The sequence below is a fragment of the Microbacterium sp. Cr-K32 genome, from assembly GCF_000708345.1.
Classification (GTDB): Bacteria; Actinomycetota; Actinomycetes; order Actinomycetales; family Microbacteriaceae; genus Microbacterium; species Microbacterium maritypicum_A.
The window spans coordinates 90170-113242 of sequence record NZ_JARD01000022.1 but is presented as its reverse complement, the minus strand read 5'-3'; the positions used below and the strand labels follow the sequence as shown (position 1 = coordinate 113242).

At 68.9% G+C, this 23073-nt stretch carries 23 protein-coding genes and 1 tRNA gene; 6 read left to right on the top strand and 18 right to left on the bottom strand.

Translation table 11 applies throughout. The features are described from left to right. Window positions 1-62: 62 nt before the first annotated feature. The 4 genes from GZ64_RS0111370 to GZ64_RS0111355 form a co-directional block, all read right to left on the bottom strand. On the bottom strand, window positions 63-893 hold the full coding sequence (locus tag GZ64_RS0111370) for an endonuclease domain-containing protein (protein ID WP_081859747.1): 831 nt from the start codon (window positions 891-893) through the stop codon (window positions 63-65). A gap of 260 nt (window positions 894-1153) precedes the next feature. Next, window positions 1154-2536, bottom strand: coding sequence for a PhoH family protein (locus tag GZ64_RS0111365; protein WP_021199547.1), 1383 nt, complete (start codon window positions 2534-2536; stop codon window positions 1154-1156). A gap of 158 nt (window positions 2537-2694) precedes the next feature. Continuing rightward, window positions 2695-3825, bottom strand: coding sequence for an aminotransferase class V-fold PLP-dependent enzyme (locus GZ64_RS0111360; RefSeq protein WP_036331437.1), 1131 nt, complete (start codon window positions 3823-3825; stop codon window positions 2695-2697). A gap of 55 nt (window positions 3826-3880) precedes the next feature. Further along, complete coding sequence (locus tag GZ64_RS0111355; RefSeq protein WP_029266653.1) at window positions 3881-4660, bottom strand: isoprenyl transferase; 780 nt, start codon at window positions 4658-4660, stop codon at window positions 3881-3883. A 97-nt stretch (window positions 4661-4757) separates the two neighbouring features. Here GZ64_RS0111355 and trhA point away from each other — a divergent pair, with 97 nt between their 5' ends. Next, the gene (gene trhA / locus GZ64_RS0111350; protein WP_231479878.1) at window positions 4758-5489 is read left to right on the top strand and encodes a PAQR family membrane homeostasis protein TrhA; all 732 of its coding nucleotides are present in this window, start codon (window positions 4758-4760) and stop codon (window positions 5487-5489) included. 7 nt (window positions 5490-5496) lie between these two features. Here the strand turns inward: trhA and GZ64_RS0111345 are convergent, their stop codons facing one another. Next, entirely contained in the window at window positions 5497-5796 is a 300-nt protein-coding gene (locus GZ64_RS0111345; protein ID WP_021199543.1) for a hypothetical protein, read from the bottom strand. A gap of 67 nt (window positions 5797-5863) precedes the next feature. Between GZ64_RS0111345 and GZ64_RS0111340 the strand changes: the two genes are divergently transcribed. Together GZ64_RS0111340 and greA are read left to right on the top strand one after the other, a co-directional pair. Next, the gene (locus GZ64_RS0111340) at window positions 5864-6250 is read left to right on the top strand and encodes a DUF4307 domain-containing protein (protein WP_021199542.1); all 387 of its coding nucleotides are present in this window, start codon (window positions 5864-5866) and stop codon (window positions 6248-6250) included. Between the two features lie 98 nt (window positions 6251-6348). Further along, window positions 6349-6837, top strand: coding sequence for a transcription elongation factor GreA (gene greA, locus GZ64_RS0111335; protein WP_021199541.1), 489 nt, complete (start codon window positions 6349-6351; stop codon window positions 6835-6837). Between the two features lie 69 nt (window positions 6838-6906). On the opposite strand, the gene ilvA is transcribed toward greA, so the two are convergent. Both ilvA and GZ64_RS0111325 read right to left on the bottom strand, forming a co-directional pair. Beyond that, window positions 6907-8136 (bottom strand): threonine ammonia-lyase, encoded by a 1230-nt coding sequence (ilvA, locus tag GZ64_RS0111330; protein WP_029266649.1) that lies wholly within the window; start codon window positions 8134-8136, stop codon window positions 6907-6909. Continuing rightward, a complete protein-coding gene (locus GZ64_RS0111325; RefSeq protein ID WP_021199539.1) occupies window positions 8133-9329 on the bottom strand; it encodes an AI-2E family transporter in 1197 nt (398 codons plus the stop codon). The genes ilvA and GZ64_RS0111325 overlap by 4 nt, the downstream gene beginning before the upstream one ends. 87 nt (window positions 9330-9416) lie before the next feature. On the opposite strand from GZ64_RS0111325, the gene GZ64_RS0111320 reads away from it, so the two are divergent. Both GZ64_RS0111320 and GZ64_RS0111315 read left to right on the top strand, forming a co-directional pair. After that, the gene (locus GZ64_RS0111320) at window positions 9417-10670 is read left to right on the top strand and encodes a winged helix-turn-helix domain-containing protein (RefSeq protein WP_029266647.1); all 1254 of its coding nucleotides are present in this window, start codon (window positions 9417-9419) and stop codon (window positions 10668-10670) included. Further along, window positions 10667-11572 carry a hypothetical protein gene (locus GZ64_RS0111315; protein WP_029266645.1) on the top strand — a complete coding sequence of 302 codons (906 nt, stop codon included), beginning with the start codon at window positions 10667-10669 and terminating at the stop codon, window positions 11570-11572. The genes GZ64_RS0111320 and GZ64_RS0111315 overlap by 4 nt, the downstream gene beginning before the upstream one ends. 25 nt (window positions 11573-11597) lie before the next feature. Here the strand turns inward: GZ64_RS0111315 and GZ64_RS0111310 are convergent, their stop codons facing one another. From GZ64_RS0111310 to GZ64_RS0111300, 3 genes are all read right to left on the bottom strand, one after another. Then, entirely contained in the window at window positions 11598-12164 is a 567-nt protein-coding gene (locus tag GZ64_RS0111310) for a LemA family protein (RefSeq protein ID WP_021199536.1), read from the bottom strand. Window positions 12165-12252: 88 nt separating this feature from the next. Then, window positions 12253-13566, bottom strand: coding sequence for a D-arabinono-1,4-lactone oxidase (locus GZ64_RS0111305; RefSeq protein ID WP_029266643.1), 1314 nt, complete (start codon window positions 13564-13566; stop codon window positions 12253-12255). Beyond that, complete coding sequence (locus GZ64_RS0111300; protein ID WP_021199534.1) at window positions 13563-14810, bottom strand: alanine racemase; 1248 nt, start codon at window positions 14808-14810, stop codon at window positions 13563-13565. The genes GZ64_RS0111305 and GZ64_RS0111300 overlap by 4 nt, the downstream gene beginning before the upstream one ends. A gap of 86 nt (window positions 14811-14896) precedes the next feature. Here GZ64_RS0111300 and GZ64_RS0111295 point away from each other — a divergent pair. Next, window positions 14897-14969 (top strand) — tRNA-Leu (locus GZ64_RS0111295). Between the two features lie 24 nt (window positions 14970-14993). On the opposite strand, the gene GZ64_RS0111290 is transcribed toward GZ64_RS0111295, so the two are convergent. The 8 genes from GZ64_RS0111290 to GZ64_RS0111255 all read right to left on the bottom strand — a co-directional run bounded on the left by GZ64_RS0111290 (window position 14994) and on the right by GZ64_RS0111255 (window position 23068). After that, the gene (locus tag GZ64_RS0111290; protein WP_029266641.1) at window positions 14994-15659 is read right to left on the bottom strand and encodes a DedA family protein; all 666 of its coding nucleotides are present in this window, start codon (window positions 15657-15659) and stop codon (window positions 14994-14996) included. Between the two features lie 6 nt (window positions 15660-15665). Further along, window positions 15666-16604: a hypothetical protein gene (locus GZ64_RS0111285; protein ID WP_029266639.1), complete on the bottom strand. Its 939-nt coding sequence runs from the start codon at window positions 16602-16604 to the stop codon at window positions 15666-15668. A 294-nt stretch (window positions 16605-16898) separates the two neighbouring features. After that, complete coding sequence (locus tag GZ64_RS0111280) at window positions 16899-18425, bottom strand: NAD(P)/FAD-dependent oxidoreductase (protein WP_036271870.1); 1527 nt, start codon at window positions 18423-18425, stop codon at window positions 16899-16901. Between the two features lie 25 nt (window positions 18426-18450). Beyond that, the gene (locus GZ64_RS0111275) at window positions 18451-19758 is read right to left on the bottom strand and encodes a S8 family serine peptidase (RefSeq protein WP_029266635.1); all 1308 of its coding nucleotides are present in this window, start codon (window positions 19756-19758) and stop codon (window positions 18451-18453) included. After that, window positions 19755-20297: a DUF501 domain-containing protein gene (locus tag GZ64_RS0111270; RefSeq protein ID WP_029266633.1), complete on the bottom strand. Its 543-nt coding sequence runs from the start codon at window positions 20295-20297 to the stop codon at window positions 19755-19757. Before GZ64_RS0111270 ends, GZ64_RS0111275 begins: the two co-directional genes overlap by 4 nt. A 47-nt stretch (window positions 20298-20344) precedes the next feature. Beyond that, window positions 20345-20920, bottom strand: a complete 576-nt coding sequence (locus GZ64_RS0111265; protein ID WP_021199528.1) for an FtsB family cell division protein — start codon at window positions 20918-20920, stop codon at window positions 20345-20347. 75 nt (window positions 20921-20995) lie between these two features. Beyond that, window positions 20996-22276, bottom strand: coding sequence for a phosphopyruvate hydratase (eno, locus tag GZ64_RS0111260; protein ID WP_021199527.1), 1281 nt, complete (start codon window positions 22274-22276; stop codon window positions 20996-20998). 132 nt (window positions 22277-22408) lie between these two features. Beyond that, window positions 22409-23068, bottom strand: a complete 660-nt coding sequence (locus tag GZ64_RS0111255; protein WP_021199526.1) for an O-methyltransferase — start codon at window positions 23066-23068, stop codon at window positions 22409-22411. Window positions 23069-23073: the final 5 nt, after the last annotated feature.

Sequence of the window (23073 nt, the reverse complement as noted above, 5' to 3'; positions counted from 1 at the left end):
TTGCATGACCATTCGGCGGGACGGCACGTGCATCCGGCATCACCTCATGCAGGTGCGCCACTTCACGCACGAGCCCGTGCGAGCGCGGCCAGAATCGCCGCCTCGACCACGTCCCACGAGTACACGATCATCGAATAGTCGAAGCGGAGCGTCTCGAAGCCGAGGTCGGATGCGCGCGCGTCTCGCATGAGATCACGATGCCGTTTCGCGGCACCGTCGTGGTTCTCGCGACCGTCGGCCTCGAGGATGACACGATCTTCGATCACGAAGTCGACCCGCCCGACCCCGTCGACGGCCACCTGGGTGCGCACAGCGACTCCGATGAGATGGAGCCTCAGCCGCACCAGGGACTCCAGGCCGCTCTCGGCGTCCGGACGCGCGAAATCGACGAGCCAGCGCGCCGTCGCAGGAAGCGCAGAGCGGACGTGCGCACGCGCCGCAGCCGTCAGCATCCGCTTGTTCCAAGCCGACTCGTATGCGGCGAAGAAGAACTCCTCCCCGTAGCAGGCGTATGCGTGGGTCAACGCGACCTCGATCGGCGCGATGCCGACCTCCATGCGACCGCGGGTGAAGTGGCCGACGCAGCCGCAGTGCTCCGGGTGATGTCGCCGCCCGCCGAGCCCCATCCAGACATGCACTTCCGTCGGAACCTCCAGCGTCCACACCTCCTTGATCCTCAAGGCACTCGCGCACGTGAGGGCGCCCCCGTGAGCCGCTGCAGCGACCACATCGGTCGCTGCGCGTCGAGATGCGAACACGCCCGGACGCACGCGGACGATACGACCCGCTCTGCACTCCGCGCCCAGCCGCGATCGCGAGCATCCGAAGGCCTGCAGCCGGGTTCCGCGTGCGACGCCTCCCAGGCGTTCGAGGAACACGTTGACGTCGATCATCGTCCGATTCTGGGGGCGTGCGCCCACTCGGACAGTGCTCCTTCACGTAAACGGTGAGCACGAGTGCGGAACGCGCCGCCGTGCAGTCCGATTGATTCGCTTCCGCGTCTCAGGCGCATGACCATCCGACGAATGAATGACCGAGCACGACAAAGCATCATGCGATCGGGCGGGGTCCATGCGAACGGACGAAACGGCACCGAGCCGAAACCGGGGATGCCGCGAGGAGCGAGTCCCCGCGGCATCCGCTGTTTCCGTCGTCAGCTGAGCTCTCCACCCTCCAAGAGCTCGGTGACGAGCGCGGCGATGGCCGAACGCTCGGAGCGCGTCAGAGTCACGTGCCCGAAGAGGTCGTGCCCCTTCAGCGTCTCGATCACGCTGGCGATTCCGTCGTGACGTCCGACCCGGAGGTTGTCGCGCTGACCGACGTCGTGAGTGAGGATCACCCGGGAATTCTGGCCCATCCGACTCAGCACCGTCAGCAGCACGTTGCGCTCGAGCGACTGGGCTTCGTCGACGATCACGAACGCGTCGTGGAGGGAGCGTCCGCGGATGTGGGTCAGCGGGAGCACTTCGAGCAGTCCGCGCTCGATGACCTCCTCGATCACGTTTCCCGACACCACCGAGCCCAGCGTGTCGAACACCGCCTGACCCCACGGCCCCATCTTCTCGCCCTGGTCGCCGGGAAGGTAGCCGAGTTCCTGCCCGCCGACGGCGAACAACGGCCGGAACACGATGATCTTCTTCTGCTGCTGCCGCTCCAGCACTGCTTCGAGTCCGGCGCAGAGCGCGAGCGCCGATTTGCCGGTACCGGCACGTCCGCCGAGGGAGACGATGCCGACCTCCTGATCGAGCAGCAGGTCGATCGCGATGCGCTGCTCGGCCGAACGGCCGTGCATACCGAAGATGTCGCGGTCTCCTCGTACGAGTCGGTACTCGCCGTCGCCCGTCACCCGGCCGAGCGCGGAACCGCGCTCGGAGTGGATGATCAGTCCGGTGTTCACCGGGAGACCGCGTGCCTGCTCGCTGATGCCGACCTCGCTCTCGTACAGGTCACTGATGTCGTCACCGGAGAGGTCGAGCGTCGAGATCCCGGTCCACCCCGAGTCCACCGCCTGCTCGGCGAGGTACTCCTCGGCGCGCAGACCGAGAGAGGCGGCCTTGACGCGCATCGGCAGGTCCTTCGAGACGATCGTGACGTCCTGCCCGTCCTGCGCGAGGTGCATGGCGACCGAGAGGATGCGCGTGTCGTTGTCACTGAGGCGGATGCCGGCGGGAAGCACGGAGGAGTCGGTGTTCGCCAGCTCGACGCGGAGCGTGCCCCCCTCGCCGACCTCCACCGGGAAGTCGAGCCGTCCATGCTCGATGCGCAGGTCGTCGAGGTGGCGCAGGGCCTGCCGTGCGAAGTAGCCGATCTCCGGGTCGTGGCGTTTGCCCTCGAGTTCCGTGATCACGACGACGGGAAGGACGACCGAGTGCTCCGCGAAACGGAAGAACGCCTGCGGATCGCTCAGCAGGACAGAGGTGTCGAGGACATACGTGCGCAGATCCTGATCCGGATCGGCGGACGATGCCCGGCTCGACGTCTTACGGGTGGACTGCTGCGCGGTGCTGGTGGCCTGCTGCGCTGTACGTGTGGTCACGACCCACTCCCGACCCGGGGAATCCCGGCTATTCGAACGAGTCGACCAGGGGGTCACGAGTCGTCAACCTGAGGCCGACTCGAACGGGCGCCTTGCCCGATGCCTAGAACGTACGACCGTGCGGGTGATTAACCCGAATTCGACACGCCAATGATTCGTTACGCGCTGATGAACGTCTCGTTGCCGAACGCCCGCAGCGCATCGTCGAGGAGCTCGAATGTCGCGGCGTCGGTGCCCGCGTGCGGCGCGATCCGCACCGAGGCGCCCCGTGCCGTGACGACCACTCCGGCGTTGGCGAGTGCCGCGGCGAGTCGCGCGGGCTCCTCCGGAGCGAGCGCGACGATGCCCGCACGCCGGCTGCGCTCGCGCGGGGAGCTCACGTCGATGCCGTGGCGGTCGGCGATCTCGATCACGGTGTCGACGTTCTGGGCGAGCCGCTCCTCGATCGAGTCGACGCCGGCATCGCGCACGTCGCGCACGCCGATCGCGAGTCGGCCGGCCGCGAGCGTGTCGGGCTGGCTCACGGTGAAGGCGCGGGCCGACGGCGCCGGTGCAGGCAGTTCGTCGACGAACAGCCCCGCAGCCGTCGTGCCGGTGATACCGGACAACACGGGGGTGATGCGCTCCCGTGCGCGGGGCGAGAACCACGCGAAGGCGCTGCCACGACCCGCGCGCAACCACTTGTAGCCGTGTCCGACCACCACGTCGGCAGCGGAGTAGTCGGCGTCGATCACACCGAACGACTGGACGGCGTCGACGATGAGCAGGCGGTCGGGCCCGATCGCCTCGCGAAGCGCCGCGAGATCGACGCGGAATCCGGTGCGGAAGTCGACGTGGCTCACCGCCAGCGCGACCACCTCGTCATCGAGGGCCTCGATCACGGTGTCGGGCGTCACCCGCCCGTCGTCGGGTGTGATCCAGCGCGGTGCGACCGTTCGATCCGATGCCGTGGATGCGCGCTCCAAGGTCAGACTGACGCTCGGGAATTCGGCGGTGCTCGCGATCACGTCGCCGGAGAGCCCGAACAGCGCGTGCATGAGCCCGTGGGTCGACGACGGCTGCAACGTGACGTCGTCGGCCTCCGCGTCCAGCAGCTCGGCGACGAGCTCCTGCGCCTGACCGATGCGCTCGGCGACCAGGGAGAGCGATGACGGCCGCCCGCTGCCGAGCAGATCGGCGTCGGCGAAGACCTCTTCACGGACGGACGGCGACAGCGGACCGAAGGCCGCCCAGTTCAGATAGCCGGACTCGGTGTCGAACGTGTCGACATAGTCCCGGAAAGTGCTCACTGCGTCATTGTGGCACGGCTCACAGGTCCCTGGTCCCCGGCCTCCCGACACCCGTTCAGCGCCCGAAGCGTCGGTCCCGATCGGCGTAGTCGCGGATCGCACGGAGGAAGTCCACCTGTCGGAGATCAGGACCCAGCGCCTCGACGAAGTAGAACTCGCTGTGCGCGCTCTGCCACAACAGGAAGTCGCTCAGCCGCTGCTCCCCACTCGTGCGGATCACCAGGTCGGGATCGGGCTGACCGCCGGTGTAGAGGTGCTCGCCGATCATCTCGGGCGTGAGATGGGCGGCGAGGTCTTCCAGCGTGCCGCCGGATGCCTCGTGCTTCGTGATGATGCTCCGCACCGCGTCGACGATCTCATTGCGTCCGCCGTAGCCGACGGCGAGATTCACGTGCAATCCGGTGTGATCCTTCGTGCGCTTCTCGGCGTCGGAGAGGACGCGCGCGAGTTCCGCCGGGAGGATGTCGGATCGGCCGACGTGCTTGACCCGCCAGTTGCCTTCACGCGACAGAGCCTCGGCGAGTTCGGCGATGATCTCGATGAGGTCGGCGAGCTCCGCGGAATCGCGCTTTCGCAGGTTGTCGCTCGAGAGCAGATACAGCGACACCACGCGCACACCGAGCTCGTCGCACCAGCCGAGGAACTCGCGCATCTTGGCGGCGCCCGCCCGGTGGCCCTCTGCGGGCGTGTCCAGTCCGAGCTGACGCGCCCAGCGACGGTTGCCGTCGATCATCATGGCGACGTGATGCGGCACCCTGCTCGGATCGAGGTGGCGACGCAGCCGGCTGGTGTAGAGCCGATACAGCGGCCCTCGCCCCGGGCTCTCGCGTGACATCACCTCCCTACGCTACCGTGCCGAGGCGTGCGGCATCGTGTGTGCACGCTGGGGATATGTGCCCTGTGGGGTATGCGCGTCGGCTTAGAGTGAGCACGTGAGCACTCCCGAGCCCTCCGGCCCCGACATCCCCCAGCTGCCCCTGCTCGAAGCGGCCGCCGTGGATGCGGCGACCGAGGTCAAACCGACCTGGCGCGGATGGATTCACGCCGGCACGTTCCCGGTGGCTCTGATCGCGGGCATCGTCCTCATCGTCGTGGCCGACGGCGCCCCGGCGAAGTGGGCCTCCGCCGTGTTCATGCTCACCTCGCTGCTGCTCTTCGGCAACTCGGCGCTCTACCACCGCATCGACTGGCGGCCGAAGGTGAAGGTGCTGCTCAAGCGCATCGACCACGCCAACATCCTGCTGCTGATCGCCGGTACCTACACTCCCCTGGCGGTTCTGGCGCTCCCGCCCTCGAAGGGCGTACTGCTCCTCTGCCTGGTGTGGGGCGGAACCCTCGTCGGCATCCTTTTCCGGGTCTTCTGGATCCACGCGCCCCGCTGGCTCTATGTCGCCCTGTACCTGCTGCTCGGCTGGGCGGCCGTGATGTACATCGTCGACCTCATGAACGCGAACTTCGCGATGATGGTGCTGGTGATCGTGGGAGGCCTTCTCTACACGGGGGGCGCCGTCGTCTACGCGCTCAAGAAGCCCAACCCCTGGCCGGGGCACTTCGGGTTCCACGAGATCTTCCACGTGTGCACGGTGCTCGCGTTCCTGTGCCACTGGACCGCGTGCCTGCTCATCGCGCTGTCACCGCTGTCGCCCTCGCTGGGCGCACCGTAGCGGTCGGTCAGCGAGCGGGCGTGTCGCCTTCGCCCTCCGCTGAGGTCGTGCCGTCGGCTGTCGATTCGTTCGCTCCGGGTGCAGCGGCACCGCCCTCGGCCCGCGCCGCTTCTTCGGCGTCCAGCTCGTCACGCACCTCTTCGCGGTACCGGACCCGGCGGATGCGACGGTTCATGTCCCAGATCAGCAGGATCACCGCGATCACGACCACGACGATCGCGGCGAAGCCGACGAACCCCGGGGTGACCGACACCGGATCGACGGTCATGCTCGGCGTCGGCATCGGGGTCTCGGACAGAGAGAACATGAATCGGCCTTTCGTACGCAGGTCGCATAACCTGGTAACACCAGCCTAACGACCGGAAGACCCACCTGTGACGACCGCACAAGAGCTCGACGAACGCTATGGCCGAACCCGACGACGCCGGACGCCGTGGATCATCGGTGGCGTGATCGCGCTGTTGATCGTGGGCGCGTTCAGCTGGATGACCGTCGCCCAGTCGATGGCGTCCGTCGACGCGGACGACCTGGGCTTCGAACTCGTCGACGAGCACTCCGTGAACATCAGCTTCCAGGTGACCGGCGTGCAGGGCAAGGATGTCGTGTGCGCCGTGGAGGCCCTCGACGAGGAGTTCGGCGTAGTGGGTTGGAAGATCGTCGAGATCGAGGCCGGAGACAGCCACTCCCAGGCCCGCTCCGTCACCATTCCGACCGTCTCGGCGGCCACCACAGGTTTGGTGAACGCCTGCTGGGTCGCTTAGACTCGTGCCAGACAAGACGACGCCCCGGCACCGTGCCGGGGCGTCTTGGCATATCCCCCGCAGCATGCCGGAGGGATCCCGAAAGAAGGAGCTTCGTCATGTCCACCGATGCTCAGGTTCCCTTCCTCACGCAGGAAGCGTATGACCGGCTCGTCGCCGAGCTGGAGCACCTGTCCACCTTCGGCCGCGACGAGATCGCCAAGCGCATCGAGGCGGCCCGCGAAGAGGGCGATCTCAAGGAGAACGGCGGATACCACGCCGCCAAGGACGAGCAGGGCAAGCAGGAGGCGCGCATCCGCACTCTCGAAGGCCTGCTGAAGACCGCAAAGGTCGGCGAGGCTCCTGCCAGCCGCGGGATCGTCGAGCCCGGCACCGTGGTCACCGCCCTCGTCGCGGGCGGTGAAGAGGTCTTCCTCCTCGGCAGCCGTGAGATCGCGGCCGGCAGCGACCTCGACGTGTACAGCGAAGCCAGCCCGCTCGGTCAGGCCATCCTCGGCCTGAAGGTCGGCGAGAAGTCCTCCTACGAGGCTCCCAACGGGCGCTCGATCAGCGTCGAGATCGTGAACGTCGAGACCTACACGGGCTGAGCATCCTGTCAGACGCGCCCCCGCATCCTGTCGGACGCGGGGGCGCTTCTGCGTGATCGATCGGTGTGCTCAATCGGGGACGAGGATGGGCTCGAAGCCGGCGCGGCGCAGCGTGTCGAGCGTGTGCTCCGAGTGCTCGGGTCCACGCGTCTCGACGCTGAGCTCGAGGATGACCTCGCTGATCTGGAGGCCGTGGCCGTGGCGGGTATGCATCGCCTCGATCACGTTCGCACCGGCCTCGGCGATGAGCTCCGACACGCGGGCCAGCTGGCCGGGACGGTCGGGCAGAGGGATGCGGATCGTGAGGTAGCGACCGGAGGCGGCGAGTCCGTGGGAGACCACGCGCTGCAGCAGGAGCGGATCGATGTTCCCGCCCGACAACACGGCCATCGTGGTCCCCGTGGCCGACACCTTGCCGGCCAGGATCGCCGCCACACCGGCCGCACCGGCGGGCTCCACCACGACCTTCGACTGCTCGAGCAGGATGAGAATGGCCCTCGCCAGGTCGTCGTCGGAGACGGTGACGACCTCGTCGACGAGCTCTTTGATGATGTCGAAGGGGACGGCGCCCGGGCGAGCGACCAGGATGCCGTCGGCGATGGTCGGTCGCGTCACGATGTCGACGGGCTCTCCGGCCTCGAGCGAGGGCGGGACCGCTGCCGCGTTCTCGGCCTGCACGCCGATGATGCGGACCGTGCGCCCGAGCTCGGCGGCGCGTGCCTTCACCGCCGCGGCGACGCCGGCGATGAGACCTCCCCCGCCGATGCCGAGCACGACGGTGTCGACGTCGGGTGCATCTTCGAGAAGCTCGAGACCGAGCGTTCCCTGCCCGATCACCACGTCGCGGTGGTCGAACGGGTGGATCAGCACCGCCCCCGTGCGCTCCGAGAACTCGGCGGCGAGACGCAGCGATGTCGCCACCGTCTCGCCCTCCAGCACGACCTCCGCTCCGTAGCCACGCGTGGCGAGCAGCTTCGGCACGGGAACGCCCAACGGCATGAAGATGGTGGCGGGGATGCCGAGCTCCTGCGCGGCGAGCGCCACTCCCTGCGCATGGTTTCCCGCGGACGCCGCGACCACGCCGCGCGAGCGCTCCTCGGCGCTCAGCTTCGACAGCCGGTACGCCGCCCCGCGGATCTTGAACGACCCGGTGCGCTGGAGATTCTCCATCTTCAGCAGGACGGGGGCTCCGAGGATGTCGGAGAGGGCTCGCGAGGGCAGCGTCGGCGTGTGCGAGATCACCTCAGCCAGACTCTGAGCGGCGTGCTCGAACTCGGTCAGGCTGGGGACTGCGCTCATCGATTCCTCCGTCTCCGCTCGCGCGGAACTGTGCTCCAGATAAGGTCTCCGCTCGGCCCGACGCCGGTGCGCCAGGAGCCCGAGCTGATGGTCACCGCGGCGACGTTGACGAAGGCCGCCAGCGGCACAGCGAAGAGGGCGCCGGGGATGCCCGCGATCATCGCGCCACCCGCCACCACGAGGACGACGGCGAGCGGGTGCACCTTGACCGCAGAACCCATCATGATCGGCTGCAGGATATGCCCCTCGATCTGCTGGACGGCGAGGACCACCACGAGCATCCAGAGCGCGATCCACGGACCGTTGTACACGAGCGCGAGGAACACGGCGACGGCGCCGGTCACCACCGCACCCACGATCGGGATGAACGAGCCGAGGAAGACGAGCACGGCGACCGGGAGCGCGAGGGGCACCTGGAGGAGGAACGCCCCGAGGCCGATGCCGATCGCGTCGATGGTGGCCACGAAGAGCTGGGTGCGCGCGTAGTTCACGATCGTGGTCCAGCCGTTGCGCGCGGCACCATCGACGGCCGGGCGGGCGCGACGCGGGAAGATCTTGAGGGTCCAGCGCCAGATCCCCGCACCATCGGCCAGCAGGCAGATGAGGATGAACAGCGCGAGCAGGGCGCCCGTGGCGACGTGACCGACCGTCGTGCCGATGGCGAGCGCGCCCGTCCAGAGGACCTGCGCCTGCTCGCTGATGAGATCCAGACCCTGCTGGAGGTAGTCGGCGATCTGCGTGTCCGAGAGGTTCAGCGGACCGTCGTGCAGCCACACCTGGAACTGATCGAACGCTTCGGTCGAGCGCGCCTGCACGTCGGGAAGCTGAGCCCGCACCTGCCAGACGACGAGCCACATCAATCCGGTGACGATGGCGGCCGTGCCGATCAGCGAGAGCGCGATCGCCAGCCAGCGCGGAAGACCACGTCGCAGCATCCACGAGAACGCCGGCCACAGCAACGCCGTGATGAGGATGCCCACCATCAGCGGGATGACGAGGAGCTTGAGCAGCATCACCAGCCAGATGAAGACGCCGATCGCGGCGGCGATCAGGAGCAGCCGCCAGGCATATCCCGCCGTTATCCGCAGGGGCAGGGGCACCGCCTCGTCGGCCTCGGTCGTCACGGTGCGGTCGGTGGAGACCGGGCGCGGACGGAACAGATCTCGCAGCCGGGGTCGCTGGTCCTCGCTCATCGCCCAAGTCTACGGTCATGCCGTATGCCGTCGGACGCATCTTTCCTCCGAGGGTGGCATGTCGGCGGTCGGAGATAGCCTGGCCGTGTGACCGACACCCTCAGCTCCACCCAGGCACGCCGCATCGCTCTGGCTGCTCAGGGCTTCACACGCACCCGCCCCGCATCGGTCACGGGCCGGCACGTGCACCGGGTCATGGACCGGCTCGGGGTGCTCCAGATCGATTCGGTCAACGTGTTCGCCCGGTCCCACTACCTGCCGCTGTTCTCGCGGCTCGGCGCATATGAACCCGCTCTCCTCGACCGCGTCTTCCTCTCCCGCACGACCCACTACGTGGAGTACCTCGCGCACGAGGCGACCTTCATCCCGGTCCAGGACTGGCCGCTGTGGCGGTTCCGCATGGAGGACTTCCGTCGGCGGTGGGCCGGCGAGGACTCCTGGATGAGCAGCAACGCGCGCACAGTGCAGTGGGTGCAGGACGAGTTGCGCGGGCGTGGGCCGCTGCGGCCGGCCGACCTCCGCGCCGATGCACCCCGAGAGCGGGGAACGTGGTGGGACTGGGACGATGTGAAGCTCGCCCTCGAGCACCTGTGGCGTGTCGGCGACGTCGCGATCAGCGGGCGCCGCGGTTTCGAGCGCACGTATGCGCTGGCCGAGCATGTGATCCCCGACGGCATCCGCTCGGAGGAGGTCTCCCGCGCCGATGCGATTCTCGAGCTGACGCGTCGCGCGGCCCGTTCGAGCGGTGTCGCGACGCAGCCCGACCTCGCAGACTACTACCGGATCCGCGACCGGGCGGCCGTCGCCCGCTCGATCGCCGACCTCGCCGATGCGGGCGAGTTGCAGCCGGTGCAGGTGCGCGGCTGGGAGCGTGGCGGGCGTCCGCTCGCGGCCTGGCGGCATCGTGACGCGGTGCTTCCCCGGGGAATCGATGCGGCCGCGATCCTGACCCCGTTCGACCCCGTCGTGTGGTTCCGCGATCGAGCACTCCGCGCGTTCGAACTCGACTACCGCATCGAGATCTATGTGCCGGCGGAGAAGCGTCGGTACGGCTATTACTCCTTGCCCGTCCTCGTCGGCGACCGCATCGTGGCGCGGGTCGACCTCAAGGCCGACCGCGCGACGTCGACGCTGCAGGTCCAGTCCGCCTGGTGGGAACCGCAGGCGCGCCCCGGCGATGCGGAACCGATCGCGGCAGAGCTCACCCTCGCGGCGGAGTGGCAGGGTCTGGAGAACGTCTCGGTCTCCGGCTGGGGCGACGCCACCGATGCCCTGCATGCAGCGCTGGCTAACAGCCGTGCCGTGGGCCGTCATCTGCATGCGCGGGAGAACCGGACGTGAGAAGGGCGCGCTGGTGGCTCATCGGCGGTGCCGCGGGACTCGTCCTGGCCGCCGCGGGCCTGTGGATCTGGCAGTCGACAGCCCATTCGTCCACTCCCGAGGAGGCGGCACTCGACTACCTGCACGCCCTGGAATCCGGCAACCCCGATGCTGTGGCAGCCACCGGGATGATGGTCTCGACGACCGCCCTTGACGCGTTCGACGCCGCGACCTCTCTGATCGAGGATGCGGAGGTCACGCGCGTCCGTGAAGACACCGACGGGGCATCCGCCGTCGCCGACATCTCGTTCCGCCTGGACGGCGCGGAGCAGGAGGCGCAGCTGAGCCTCGGCGTCGTGGAGGACCGTTGGATCGTCGACTCCGCGGGTCTGGGCAGCCTGACCATCGAGTCGGGCATCGGCTCCGACGTGGCGATCGGCGACGCGACCATTCCGGCAGGGAAGGGTGTTCCGCTGCTGCCTGCGACCTACACCGTGGCTGCCGCGCCGACGACGCTGCTCGACGGCGAGAGATCGGTGTCGGTGCTGCCCGGCACGAAGACCTCGGCGACGGTCGATGTCGCCGTGCGCCCGGAAGCGACTGCTGCCGCACAGGACAGTCTCGACGAGCTCCTCGAGACCTGTACCGCCCCAGCCACCACGGAGGCGGAGGGCTGCGGAATCCGAATCCCCTGGGGGACGGAGTTCCGCGATGTGACCGGCATCCGCTATCGGATCGACGAGTCACCGACCATCGCGCTGTCCCCAGCCGGTTTCACAGCGGAGGGTGGAGTTCTCGTGGCCACCGTCACCGGGACCGGCCAGAACGGCGAACCTCGCACCACCACGTATCGCACCGACTCCTGGAGCCTGCGCGGCGATGTCTCATTCACCGCCGACGGTCTCGTGCTCTCACCGTGGTGAGAGGGGTCTGGTCAGGCGGAGGTCATCAGAACTGCACGCGCGGTGGCTCGGAGATGGCGCTGCTGTCGGCGACCTCGAAGAACTCCCGCTCGGAGAAGCCCAAGCCCTTCGCGAACAGGTTGTTCGGGAACACCTTGATCTTGGTGTTGAGCTCGCGCACACCGCCGTTGTAGAAACGGCGTGCGGCCTGGATCTTGTCCTCGGTGTCGACCAGTGCCTGCTGCACCTGGAGGAAGTTCGTGCTCGCCTGCAGCTGCGGGTACGCCTCGGCGACCGCGAACAGGCTGCGCAGAGCCTGTTGCAGGTGTCCCTCGGCGATGCCCGCTTCCCCGGGGCCTCCCGCCGACAGGGTCTCGGCACGCGCGCGAGTCACGTTCTCGAAGACGGCCTTCTCATGGGAGGCATATCCCTTGACCGTCTCGATCAGGTTGGGGATGAGGTCGGCTCGTCGCTTCAGCTGCACCGTGATTCCGCTCCACGCCTCATCGACGCGGACGTTCAGCTGCACCAGCGAGTTGTACGTGGCCCACAGATAGATGCCGACGAGCAGGATCACTCCGACAACGATCAGTACCGGCACGAGCCATTCCATCAGAGGCCCACCCTTCCTCGTGTTTCTCTCATCCTAGACGCGCAGCCTGCACGTGGACTGGGCATGCCCGGCGACGACCGCAGACCGATCAGCTGCCGAGGACCCGTTCGAGATAGCGGTTGGCGAATCGACGTTCGGGGTCGAGGCGATCGCGCAGCGCGACGAAATCGTCGAACCGCGGGTACCGCTCCCGGAGCGTCTCCGCGGTCAGCGTGTGGAGCTTGCCCCAGTGCGGGCGTCCCCCGTATTCGTGCATGATCTCTTCGACGGCACCGAAGTACTCCGTGGGGTCGGCTCGCCAGTACCGGTGCACGGCGATGTAGGCGCTGGCACGCCCATGGGCCGTCGACAGCCAGCGGTCGTCGGCGGCCGCGAACCGCACCTCGATCGGGAACTCGATCCGCCACCCTCGTCGGTCGATGAGCGCCCGGACCGCCTGGAAGGCGGCCACGGCGTTCTCGGCGGGGATCGCGTACTCCATCTCGCGGAATCTCACGGTCCTGCTCTGGATGAGCACTCGGTGCGACAGCTCGGTGTATTCGCGATCGCCCGTGAGCTTGACGGCGAGCCGGCTGAAGGGTGGAGTGATTGCGGGGATGACCTGGCCCGCCGCGCACACCACGCGATACACGCCGTTCGAGAGCAGCGTCTCATCGATCCATCGCCCGACCGCCGGGAGCGGCTTGCGGACCGTCGCCTCCGGCATGCGCGTCTGGCGCTTGGTCAGGGCCACATCGGTGTGGGGGAACCAGTAGAACTCGAAGTGATCGGCGGCAGCGACGCGCTCGTCGAGGCTGGCCAGCACCTCGTCCAGGGCCACCGGCTCGTCGATCGCGTGCATGACGAACGCGGGCACGCACTGGAGAGTCACCTCGACGACGATGCCGAGCGCGCCGAGGCCCAACGCCACGGCGGGCAGGAGCTCATTCTCGTGCTCCTCGTCGATGCGGAGGAACTCGCCGGCCGCCGTGACCATCGTGACACCGACCACCTGGGTCGCGAGGCCGCCGTATCCGGCTCCCGTTCCGTGCGTGCCCGTCGATATCGCACCGGCGATCGACTGCCGATCGATGTCGCCGAGGTTCTCCATCGCGAGCCCATAGGGCGCGAGCAGAGCCGGGATGCGGTGCAGCCGAGTGCCGGCGAGCAACGTCACCCGCCCGGTGGCGGCGTCCGCGGAGACGAGGCCCTGCAGGTCGTCGAGTTCGAGCAGGACGCCCGGGGCCACCGCGATGCCCGTGAAGCTGTGACCGGCGCCGACGGCCTTCACCGGCAACCCGTGCTTGACTGCGGCGATCACCGCGCGCTGCACGCCCTCCGGGCTGCGCGGACGCTCCACACGCACGGGTCGGACCGAGGCCGAGCGGCCCCAGTTCTGCCAGGTGCCGCCGATTCTCGTCACAGGAAGGCCTTTCCCTCGCCGCGGTAGGTCGGCAGCTCGTCGATGATCTCGTCGCCCGAGACCAGGTGGTAACTCTCGATGCGCTCGGCCGGCTCGCCGCTCTTGGCATGACGGAACCAGACCCGGTCCCCCACGCCCAGCGACGTGGCCGTCGGACCCTGGAGCGGTGTCTGCACTTCTCCAGCCGCTTCCCGGGAGAGCGTGTGGAGCCCTTCCGGCCATACGGGACGCGGCTGACGGGACGCGACTGCAGGGCCGGAGGCGATCCAGCCTCCGCCGAGCACGGTGGCGATGTCGACGGCCGGGCGCCGCACCACGTCGAACGCGAACGCCGAGGCTGGGGCTGGTCGGAACGAACGGTACCCGTCGAACAGATGGCCGCCCAGGAGCCCGCTCCCCGCACTCGCCTCGGTGAGGGACTCATCGCTTCCGGTGAACTCGAGCGATCCGGTGCCACCGCCGTTGAGGATCTCCAGCGGAGCGATCGCGCCGACGGCGGAGACGATGGCTGCCCGGCGTTCCCGCAGCTCATTGCGCGAGCGGGCCTGCACCATCCGGATCAACGGCGCATCGGGGCCGGCGTCATCGCCCTGTCCCGCGATCTGCGCGTCGTACATCTGCAGTCCGACGAGCCGGAACCCTGGCCGCGCGACGACCTTGCGAGCGAATGCCGCCACCTCTCCGGCGCTGAACAGCGCCGAGCGTCGGACGCCGATGTGGCCGAGGAGCGACGAGCGCCAGGAGGCGTCGACGTCGATCGCGACGCGGAGTTCGGGGCGCGACCCCGGGCCGGCGACGCTGTCGATCAGATCGAGATGCACGAGGTCGTCGACCATCAGGGTGATGCGCTGCGCGGCCTGCTCGTCGGCGAACAGCCGTTCCAGTCCTCCGCGATCCACGGTCGGGTAGCCGAGCATGATGTCGTCGTGCGTCTCGGCGAGCCAGAGCGCTTCCTCCAGCGTGAAGGCGAGGATGCCGTGGAACCCGGGCAGCGCGAGCACGGCATCGAGCACGGATCGCACGCGCACCGACTTCGAGGCGACACGGATCGGCAGCCCGCCGGCCCGCACCAGAAGGTCCATGGCGTTGTACCGGAGCGCCTCCCGGTCGATCACCGCGACCGGGGCGGGGAGATGCCCGGTCACGGCGGACAGGCGCGGCCAGTAGCGGGCCGGGTCCTCCCACTCGGGGGCGACCGCGGGCGCACCATGGACGGGGCTCAGTTCGTCGATGAGGTCGAGCACTCCCCCACCCTAAGGCCTCATCGGACTCGGGATCACCCCCTGCGGCACCGCGTCGCATGCGGGCACGGCGATAGGCTGGCGGCGAGGCCCCCGTAGCCCAATGGCAGAGGCAGGCGACTTAAAATCGCTTCAGTCTGGGTTCGAGTCCCAGCGGGGGCACACCGGGGTTCGGCCCCCGCCCTCTCAGTCCTCGACGTCGACGGTTTGCTTCTTCTCGCCCGAGGCCTCACGGATCCTCCGCACGATCAGGACGACGAGTGCGATCGCGATCGCCGAGTACACGACGTAGTCGAGATAGCCGAGATACTGCTCCAACTGCTCGTGCTGCGTGCCCAGCGCTGCGCCGACGCCCAGCAGGAGTGTGTTCCAGAGGCCGCTGCCGATGACCGTGTAGATGCTGAACGTCACGAGGTTCATGCGGGATGCGCCCGCCGGGATCGAGATGAGGCTGCGGACGCCGGGGACCATCCGCCCGACCAGCACGGTCCAACCGCCGCTGCGCACGAACCAGTCCCCTCCCCGCTCGAGGTCGGACCGGCTCACCAGCCGAGTGGCCGCCAGCATGCGCACGGCCCGATCCATGCCGATCGCGGCACCGAGTCCGTACAGCAGCAAAGCGCCCAGCAGGGACGCGAGAGTGCTCCAGAAGATCAACCACCCCAGGCTCAGGGCGCCGCTCTGGCTGAGGTACCCCGCGAACGGCAGGATGACCTCGCTCGGGATGGGGGGCACCAGGACTTCGAGGAAGACCAGCACGCCCACCCCGACATCCCCGAGTGCGGTGAGGACGTCGGCCGCGAATCCGGTGAGCCCGGTGAAGCCATGATCGGCGGCAGCAGTGAGGACCATCCGCGATCAGCGCCCGAAGATGTCGCCGATACCGGGGATGCCGAGATTGCCGAGTTGCTCGCCCCACCCGCTCGCCGCATCGCCCAGACCCGACACGGTCTCGCCGGCCGAGCCCAGGAGCTCACCGGCACCTCCCGTGAGCGACTCGACGTCGATGCCGGCGGCCAGGGACTCGATGTCGATGCCCTCCGCCATCGCGCCGAAGTCGACGCCGATGTTCGCGGCCTGCTCCAACAGGGGCCCCGCCACGGTGCTGAGGACGGCCCCGCCCGCCACCACACCGAGCAATCCGACGGCCGCGCCACCAGCCGCGACCGCCGCACCACCGGCAGCGCCACCGATACCGGCTCCACGTGCTCGCGACAGCAGTCCGCGCATCCGGCCCGGCTTCATGGCCTCAGCACGTCCGGCGGCGCGGGCGAGGTCGTCCGCCGACGAGGACCGCGGCCGCTCACCGGGTTCGAGCTCCTGCCTCATCCGGGCCTCGACCTGCGCGCGCTGGTCAGGTGTGAGGCGGGCGAACGCCTCGCGGTGGATCTGTTCGACACGCTGCGGATCCGCCGTCTGGAGGAGGTAGTCGTAGCGGGCGATGGCCGCTCGATCGGCGTCGGTCACGGCGTGTGCGCCCCGCACGGTTCCGGGAGGAGGCGGTGCGTACGGGTCTGCAGCAGCCGGTGCCGTGTGCGCGGGACGCGGTCGTCCACCGGACGCGGCCGGCGGCGCGTACGGGTCGGCCGGCGAAGGCCTGCCCTGGCCCGACGACCGTGCGGGGTCGGCCGGACCGCGGACCGCGTCGACGGCACCACGGAGCATGCCTCCCCAGTCCGTCGACCGGGACCCGTCCTGCGAGCGCGATCGGTCGGCCGCGTGAGGGTCGCGCCCCGTGCCGGCGTTCTTCTCGAGTGCTTCGGACGCCATTCCGATCAGTCGGGAGAGCTTTCCCATGAGTGGTCCCTTTCGTGGTGCGGACCACCGCGGATCCACGACGCCGGGACGACGGCAGGGTTCTCTCGGCAGCCCGCGATGCGGGTGCCAAGGTCTCCTCCACCCTCACGGGCCGGCGGGCCGGAGCACGATCTCGTGCTCGTAATGACGACGTCGCCGCATTCGGGAGTACTCCCCTTGCTCGCGTGACGATACCGGCCGTACCTATGCATGACCTCGGAGCCGCCCCGCAGAGACGAACATCGGCCCCGACGCGGAGCGCGTGGGGCCGATGTTCGTGTGCGAGCGTGTCTGCTACTTGGCGGCAGCCTCGGCCGGCTCCGGAGCCTTCTCGGCGGCGGGCTTCTTCGCCGCGGGCTTCTTCGCCGCCGGCTTCTTCGCGACCGGCTTCTCCGTCACCTCGGCCGATGCGGCCGGAGCGGCTTTGGCCGCCGACTTCTTCGCAGCGGGAGCAGCCTTCGCGGCCGGAGCAGCCTCTGCCACGGGCGCGGCCGGAGCAGCCGGGCGCGGGCGCGCCGCGAACTCCTCGAAGACGTAGCGCGGGTTCTGCACGGTCTCGAGGTTCACCAGGTCGCGGCCGAGCCACAGGTTGTTCCACCAGCCCCAGATGACGCGGAACTTGCGCTCCCACGTGGGCATCGCGAGACCGTGGTAGCCGCGGTGCGCGACCCAGGCCACGAAACCCTTGAGGGCGATCTTGCCGGACTGGAAGACACCGTTGTACAGGCCGAGGCCGGCGACGGCACCGAGGTTCTTGTGGAAGTACTCCTTGGGCTTCTCTCCCCGGAGGACCGCGACGAGGTTCTTCGCGAGCAGCTTGGCCTGGCGGACCGCGTGCTGGGCATTCGGCACGCAGAAGCCGCCGACCCCACCACCGGAGAGGTCGGGAACCGCCGAGACGTCACCGGCCGCCCACGCTCCCTCGACGAACGCCTCCGGCGTTCCGACGCGCAGGTCGGCGCGGGTCTGGATGCGACCGCGCTCCTCGACCGGCAGGTCTCCGCCGCGGACGACGGTCGGGTTGGCCATGACACCCGCGGTCCACACGATGACGTCGGTCGGGATGACCTCACCGGTGGAGAGCTCGACGTTGCCGTCGACGGCGCTCGTCAGCTGTGTGTCGAGGTGCACGTTGGCTCCGCGCTTGGCCAGGTCCTTGAGCACCCACTCGCTGGTCTGCAGCGAGACCTCGGGCATGATGCGGCCCATCGCCTCGATGAGGTGGAAGTGCGTGTCGTCGAAGCTGATCTGCGGGTACTTGGCCACCAGCGCGGACGCCAGCGAACGCAGCTCGGCGAACACCTCGATGCCGGCGAAGCCACCACCGACGACCACGACGGTCAGCAGACGGTCGCGCTCAGGCCCGGCCGGGAGGGAGGCGGCCTTGTCGAAGTTCGACATGACCTTGTCGCGGATCGCGACGGCCTCTTCGATCGTCTTCAGACCGATCGCGTTGTCGGCGATGCCGGGGATCGGGAAGGTACGCGACACGGCACCGGCGGTGACGACGATCTGGTCGTACGCGAACTCGTACGGCTCGCCCACGGGCGGCGTGATGGTCGCGACCTTCTGCGCGTGGTTGATGTTCGTCACCTTGGCGGTGAGGACGTTCGTGCGCTTGAGGTGACGACGGTGCGCGACCACCGAGTGTCGCGCCTCGATGGAGCCGGCGGCGACCTCGGGCAGGAACGGCTGGTACGTCATGTACGGCAGCGGGTCGACCATGGTCACGTCGGCTTCGCCCTTGCGCAGGTGCTTCTCGAGCTTCCACGCGGTGTAGAAACCCGCGTACCCTCCGCCGACGATCAGGATCTTGGGCACAGTGCTGTTCTGAGGCACAGAAGAACTACTCCTCGGAGTCGGGGGTGTGGCGTACGGAAATGCGCGCCGATCGGATGCGCCGGGCAGCTGCGGTGACGCCAAGCGCTACCAGGATACCAGGGACGGTGAGCGCAATGAGCGGCAGGGTACCGTAGCGCAGTGAATCCGCGCTGGGAAGCAACGGTGAACCGGCCTCGGTCGGCGCGTCTGCGGCCGGAAGAGGGGGAACGGCGACCGGAGTCCTCGTCTCCACCGGCTGCGGTTCCGACTGCGCACGGCGGAACACGCGGATCCACTCCGCCAGGTCTCCCATGGGGTTCTCGCTCACCGCGGGGATGTTCGCAGAGATCGCCGCCGCCGCATCCACCAGCCCGTACCCGTACAGCGGATCCTGGGGCTTGATCGCATCTTCGACCGGAATCGCGGTCTTGATGATGCGATTGATGACGTCGATCGCCTTGATGTCGGGGTGCGCCGAGCGGATCAGCGCCGCGACTCCGGCGACGATGGGCGCCGCACCGCTGGTGCCGCGCCAGGGGACGACCGAGCCGTCGGCCGAGACACCGATCAGGCCTTCACTGGGCGCCGAGATCCCGATCGTGATGCCCTGCGTCGACGCCTCGATGCTGGCCGTGCCCGTCTGGTCGACGCCGCCGACGGTGAGCACGCCGGGAATGGTCGCCGGGGCGCCGATGATGTTCGTCCCGCTCCCCCGGTTGCCGGCGGCGACGACCACCACCACGTCGTGCTCGAAGGCGTACAGGAACGCCTCGTCCCAGCTCTCGTCCCAATCGAGCGTGTTCGTGGTGAACGACAGGTTGATGACGTCGGCCCCGTTGTCGACGGCCCACTTCATGCCCTTCGCCACCTGTTCCGTGAACGGCACCGCCGCGGCCGCACCGAAACCCACGGAGATCGAGAGCAGGTTGGCCTCCGGAGCCACGCCGATCATGCCCGTTCCGTCCGGTGCACCGCGTCCGGCAGCCAGCGAAGCCACCCAGGATCCGTGGTTGCCGTCGACGGCGCCCAGCGGGGTGCGTCCGTCCGGAGTCCCGGCCCCCGACACGTCCGTGCCCCCGACGACCGCGTCGCCGAAGACCGACGGCACCTTGCCGATGCCCGTGTCGATCACCGCGATCGTCACGCCCTTGCCGCGGGTCGTCTGCCAGGCCTCGCGGATGCGTGCGCCGTCGAGCCAGTACTCCGAGGCGCGGACCGGATCCGCGGGGTCATCGGGGATCGGCGGCGGCGTGGCGGAGGCGCCGATGAGCAGCACGGTCGCCGCGACCACCACGATGGCGGCAGCGCTGCGCAGCTTCCGGCGCGCGGTCATGCCGAGGGGGCCGCCCCGTCGCGCACGGCGGCACCGGGGTCTTCGCAGCGGCAGACCGAGGGCGACCATGAAGAGCGTGCGAGTGCGGCGTCGCCGATCGGGTTGACCCCGGGGCCCGCAGCCAGGGCATGTCCGGCCAGGGCGTGCAGGCACTTGACACGCGTGGGCATGCCTCCGGCGGAGATGCCGTCGATCTCGGAGACCTCTCCGAACTGCCCACGGTCGGCGAGATAGGCCTCGTGGGCTGCGAGGTAGGCCGCGGCCACGTCTTCGTCGTCGGTGAGGAGGGCGGCGAGCTCCGGCATCACCTGGGTGGCCTCGAGCGTCGACATCGCCGCGGTCGCCGCCGGGTGCGTCAGGTAGTAGAACGTGGGGAACGGCGTGCCGTCCGGCAGACGCGGGGTGGTCGCGACGACCGTCGGGTTGCCGCACACGCAGCGGGCCGCGATACCCACCATGCCTCGGGCGGGACGACCGAGCTGAGCCGATACGACGGCGAGTTCGGCGGGCGTGGGGGCGGGGAACGGCGGCGTGGTCACCCCACCAGCGTAGGGGAGCCGCCAGGGAGGATGCTCGGAGCGAATGCTCAGGGAGCGACGGCGGCCGTGTCGCTGAGCCCGGTCGAGACCACGGTGCGCAGCAACTGCGGCATCCAGTCCGTCGGCGTCTCGACGAGCGTCTCGCTCACGGGGTCCTGCTCACGCGGAAGTGCTGCGGGGTCGAGGTCGTTGTCGACCAGGTAGACGACCTCGCCGGGCTTGACGTAGTAGAGGCGTTCGCGGGCCTGGGTGGCGATGTACGCGGGGTCGTTCCAACGCTCGCGTTCCGCGACGAGCGCCTCGATCTGGTCTTCGCTCACCTTCACCGATGCCTCGAGAGCAGCGATCTTCTGACGCTGATCGATGAAGGTCCCGAGCGTGGGCACGAGCACCCAGGCTCCCAGCACCACGAGAGAGAGCATGATGACGGAGAACGCCGAGAGCCGGATGCCGGATGCCCACTCGCGCACGTCGACGCGAGGCGCCTCGCCTCGGGACGCGCTCGACGCACGCCGAGACGACGTCGTCGCTGCCTGCGCCCGGGGCTTCGCGCCCTTCTTCGTGGGCGAGGGCGTCGGCTGCGCTCGCGGAGACGACGAAGGAGGAGCCGGTCGTCGTGCCACGGCTCCTCCTTCGTCGTGCCGGCTCAGCGGCGGTGTTCACCGCCGTGTCGGCGGCTTCTTCGATGTGTCGTGCGTTCAGGCCTGGTAGCGCGGGAACGCCGAGCGGCCGGCGAAGACCGCGGCGTCGCCGAGCTCTTCCTCGATGCGCAGCAGCTGGTTGTACTTCGCGACACGCTCGCTGCGGGCAGGGGCGCCCGCCTTGATCTGGCCCGCGTTGGTCGCGACGACCAGGTCGGCGATCGTGGTGTCCTCGGTCTCGCCCGAGCGGTGCGAGAGCATCGCCGTGTACCCGGAGCGCTGCGCCAGGCTGACGGCGTCGAACGTCTCGGTGAGCGTGCCGATCTGGTTGACCTTGACGAGCAGCGAGTTGGCGACGCCACGCTTGATGCCGTCGGCGAGACGCTGCGGGTTGGTGACGAACAGGTCGTCGCCGACCAGCTGGACCTTGGAGCCCAGGACGTCGGTGAGGTGCTTCCAGTTGTCCCAGTCGTCCTCGGCGAGAGCGTCTTCGATCGTGACGATCGGGAAGTCGTTCACGAGTCCGACGTAGTACTCGGTGAGCGCGGCGGCGTCCCAGTCCTTGTTGTCGAGACGGTAGACGCCGTCCTTGAAGAACTCGGTCGCGGCGACGTCGAGCCCGAGGGCGATGTCGGTTCCGGGCGTGAACCCGGCCTTCTCGATCGCCTTCACCAGGAAGTCGAGGCCCTCACGGTTGCTGGGCAGGTCGGGAGCGAAGCCGCCCTCGTCGCCCAGACCGGTCGCGTAGCCGGCGGCCTTCAGCTCGGCACGCAGCACGTGGTAGGTCTCGACACCCCACCGGAGTGCCTCGGAGTAGGTCTCGGCGCCGATCGGCGCGAGGAAGAACTCCTGCATGTCGATGCCGTTGTCGGCGTGCTCGCCACCGTTGATGACGTTGAACAGCGGAACGGGCAGCACGTGCGCGTTCGGGCCGCCGAGGTAGCGGAACAGCGGGAGGTCGGCCGAGTCCGCGGCGGCCTTGGCCACGGCCAGGCTCACGCCGAGGATGGCGTTGGCGCCGACGCGCTTCTTGTTCTCGGTGCCGTCGACATCGATCAGGATCTCGTCGACGATGCGCTGCTCGCTCGCCTCGACACCCTCGATCGCCGGTCCGAGCTCATCGATGATGGCCTCGACGGCCTTCAGCACGCCCTTGCCGCCGTAGCGGCTCTTGTCTCCGTCGCGGAGCTCGTACGCCTCGAACGCGCCCGTGGATGCGCCGGACGGAACGGCCGCCCGCTGCACGATGCCGTCGTCGAGGAGGACCTCCACCTCGACGGTCGGGTTTCCGCGCGAGTCGAGAATCTCGCGTGCGCCTACAGCCTCGATCAGTGCCACTGATGTGCTCCTTGCTCAGGGGGAAAACGTTGTGTGGAGCGTCGTCGATCCGCGCCCAGTCTAGCCCGGCCTCCCGACGGACTCCGGGACTCGCCCGGACGCGAATCGCCCGCGGCGGGAAGCCCCGGAAGGTCAGACGACCACGGCGATCGCGAAGCCGTCCCATCCCTTCACGCCCACGGTCTGCAGGGCCGTGGCATCGAAGCGCGGATCCTCCCCCAGCATCCGCAGTCCGTCGCGGGTGCCCACGACCTTGGGATCGGTGCTGTCGTCGCGGACGATCTCGCCCTCGCGCCCGATGTTGTCGAGCACGATCACCGTGCCGGGGTGCCCGAGCTTCGCCGCCCAATCGAGGTAGATCGTGTTCGACTCCTTGTCGGCATCGATGAACACCAGATCGAATCCGCCGACCAGGGTCGGCAGCACGTCCGCTCCCCGCCCCACCCGGATGTCGACGCGATCACCGACCCCCGCGGCGTCGATGCTGGCACGGGCGACCGCCGCGTTGTCCGATTCCGCCTCGATCGTCACGACCCGTCCTTCGGCGCCGACGGCGCGGGCGAGCCAGATCGTCGAGTAGCCGCCGAGCGTGCCGATCTCGAGCACGCGGCGCGCGCCGCTGATGCGGACCAGCAGGTTCAGCAGTTTGCCGGCGACGGGCGCGACCTCGATCTCCGGGAGGCCGGCGGCCCGCTGCGCAGTGAGGGCCGACTCCAGCGCCGGATCGGGACCGACGAGCAGATCGGAGAGGAAGCTGTCGGCGTCGGACCAGGCGGCGGGAGTGGATTCCATGGCCT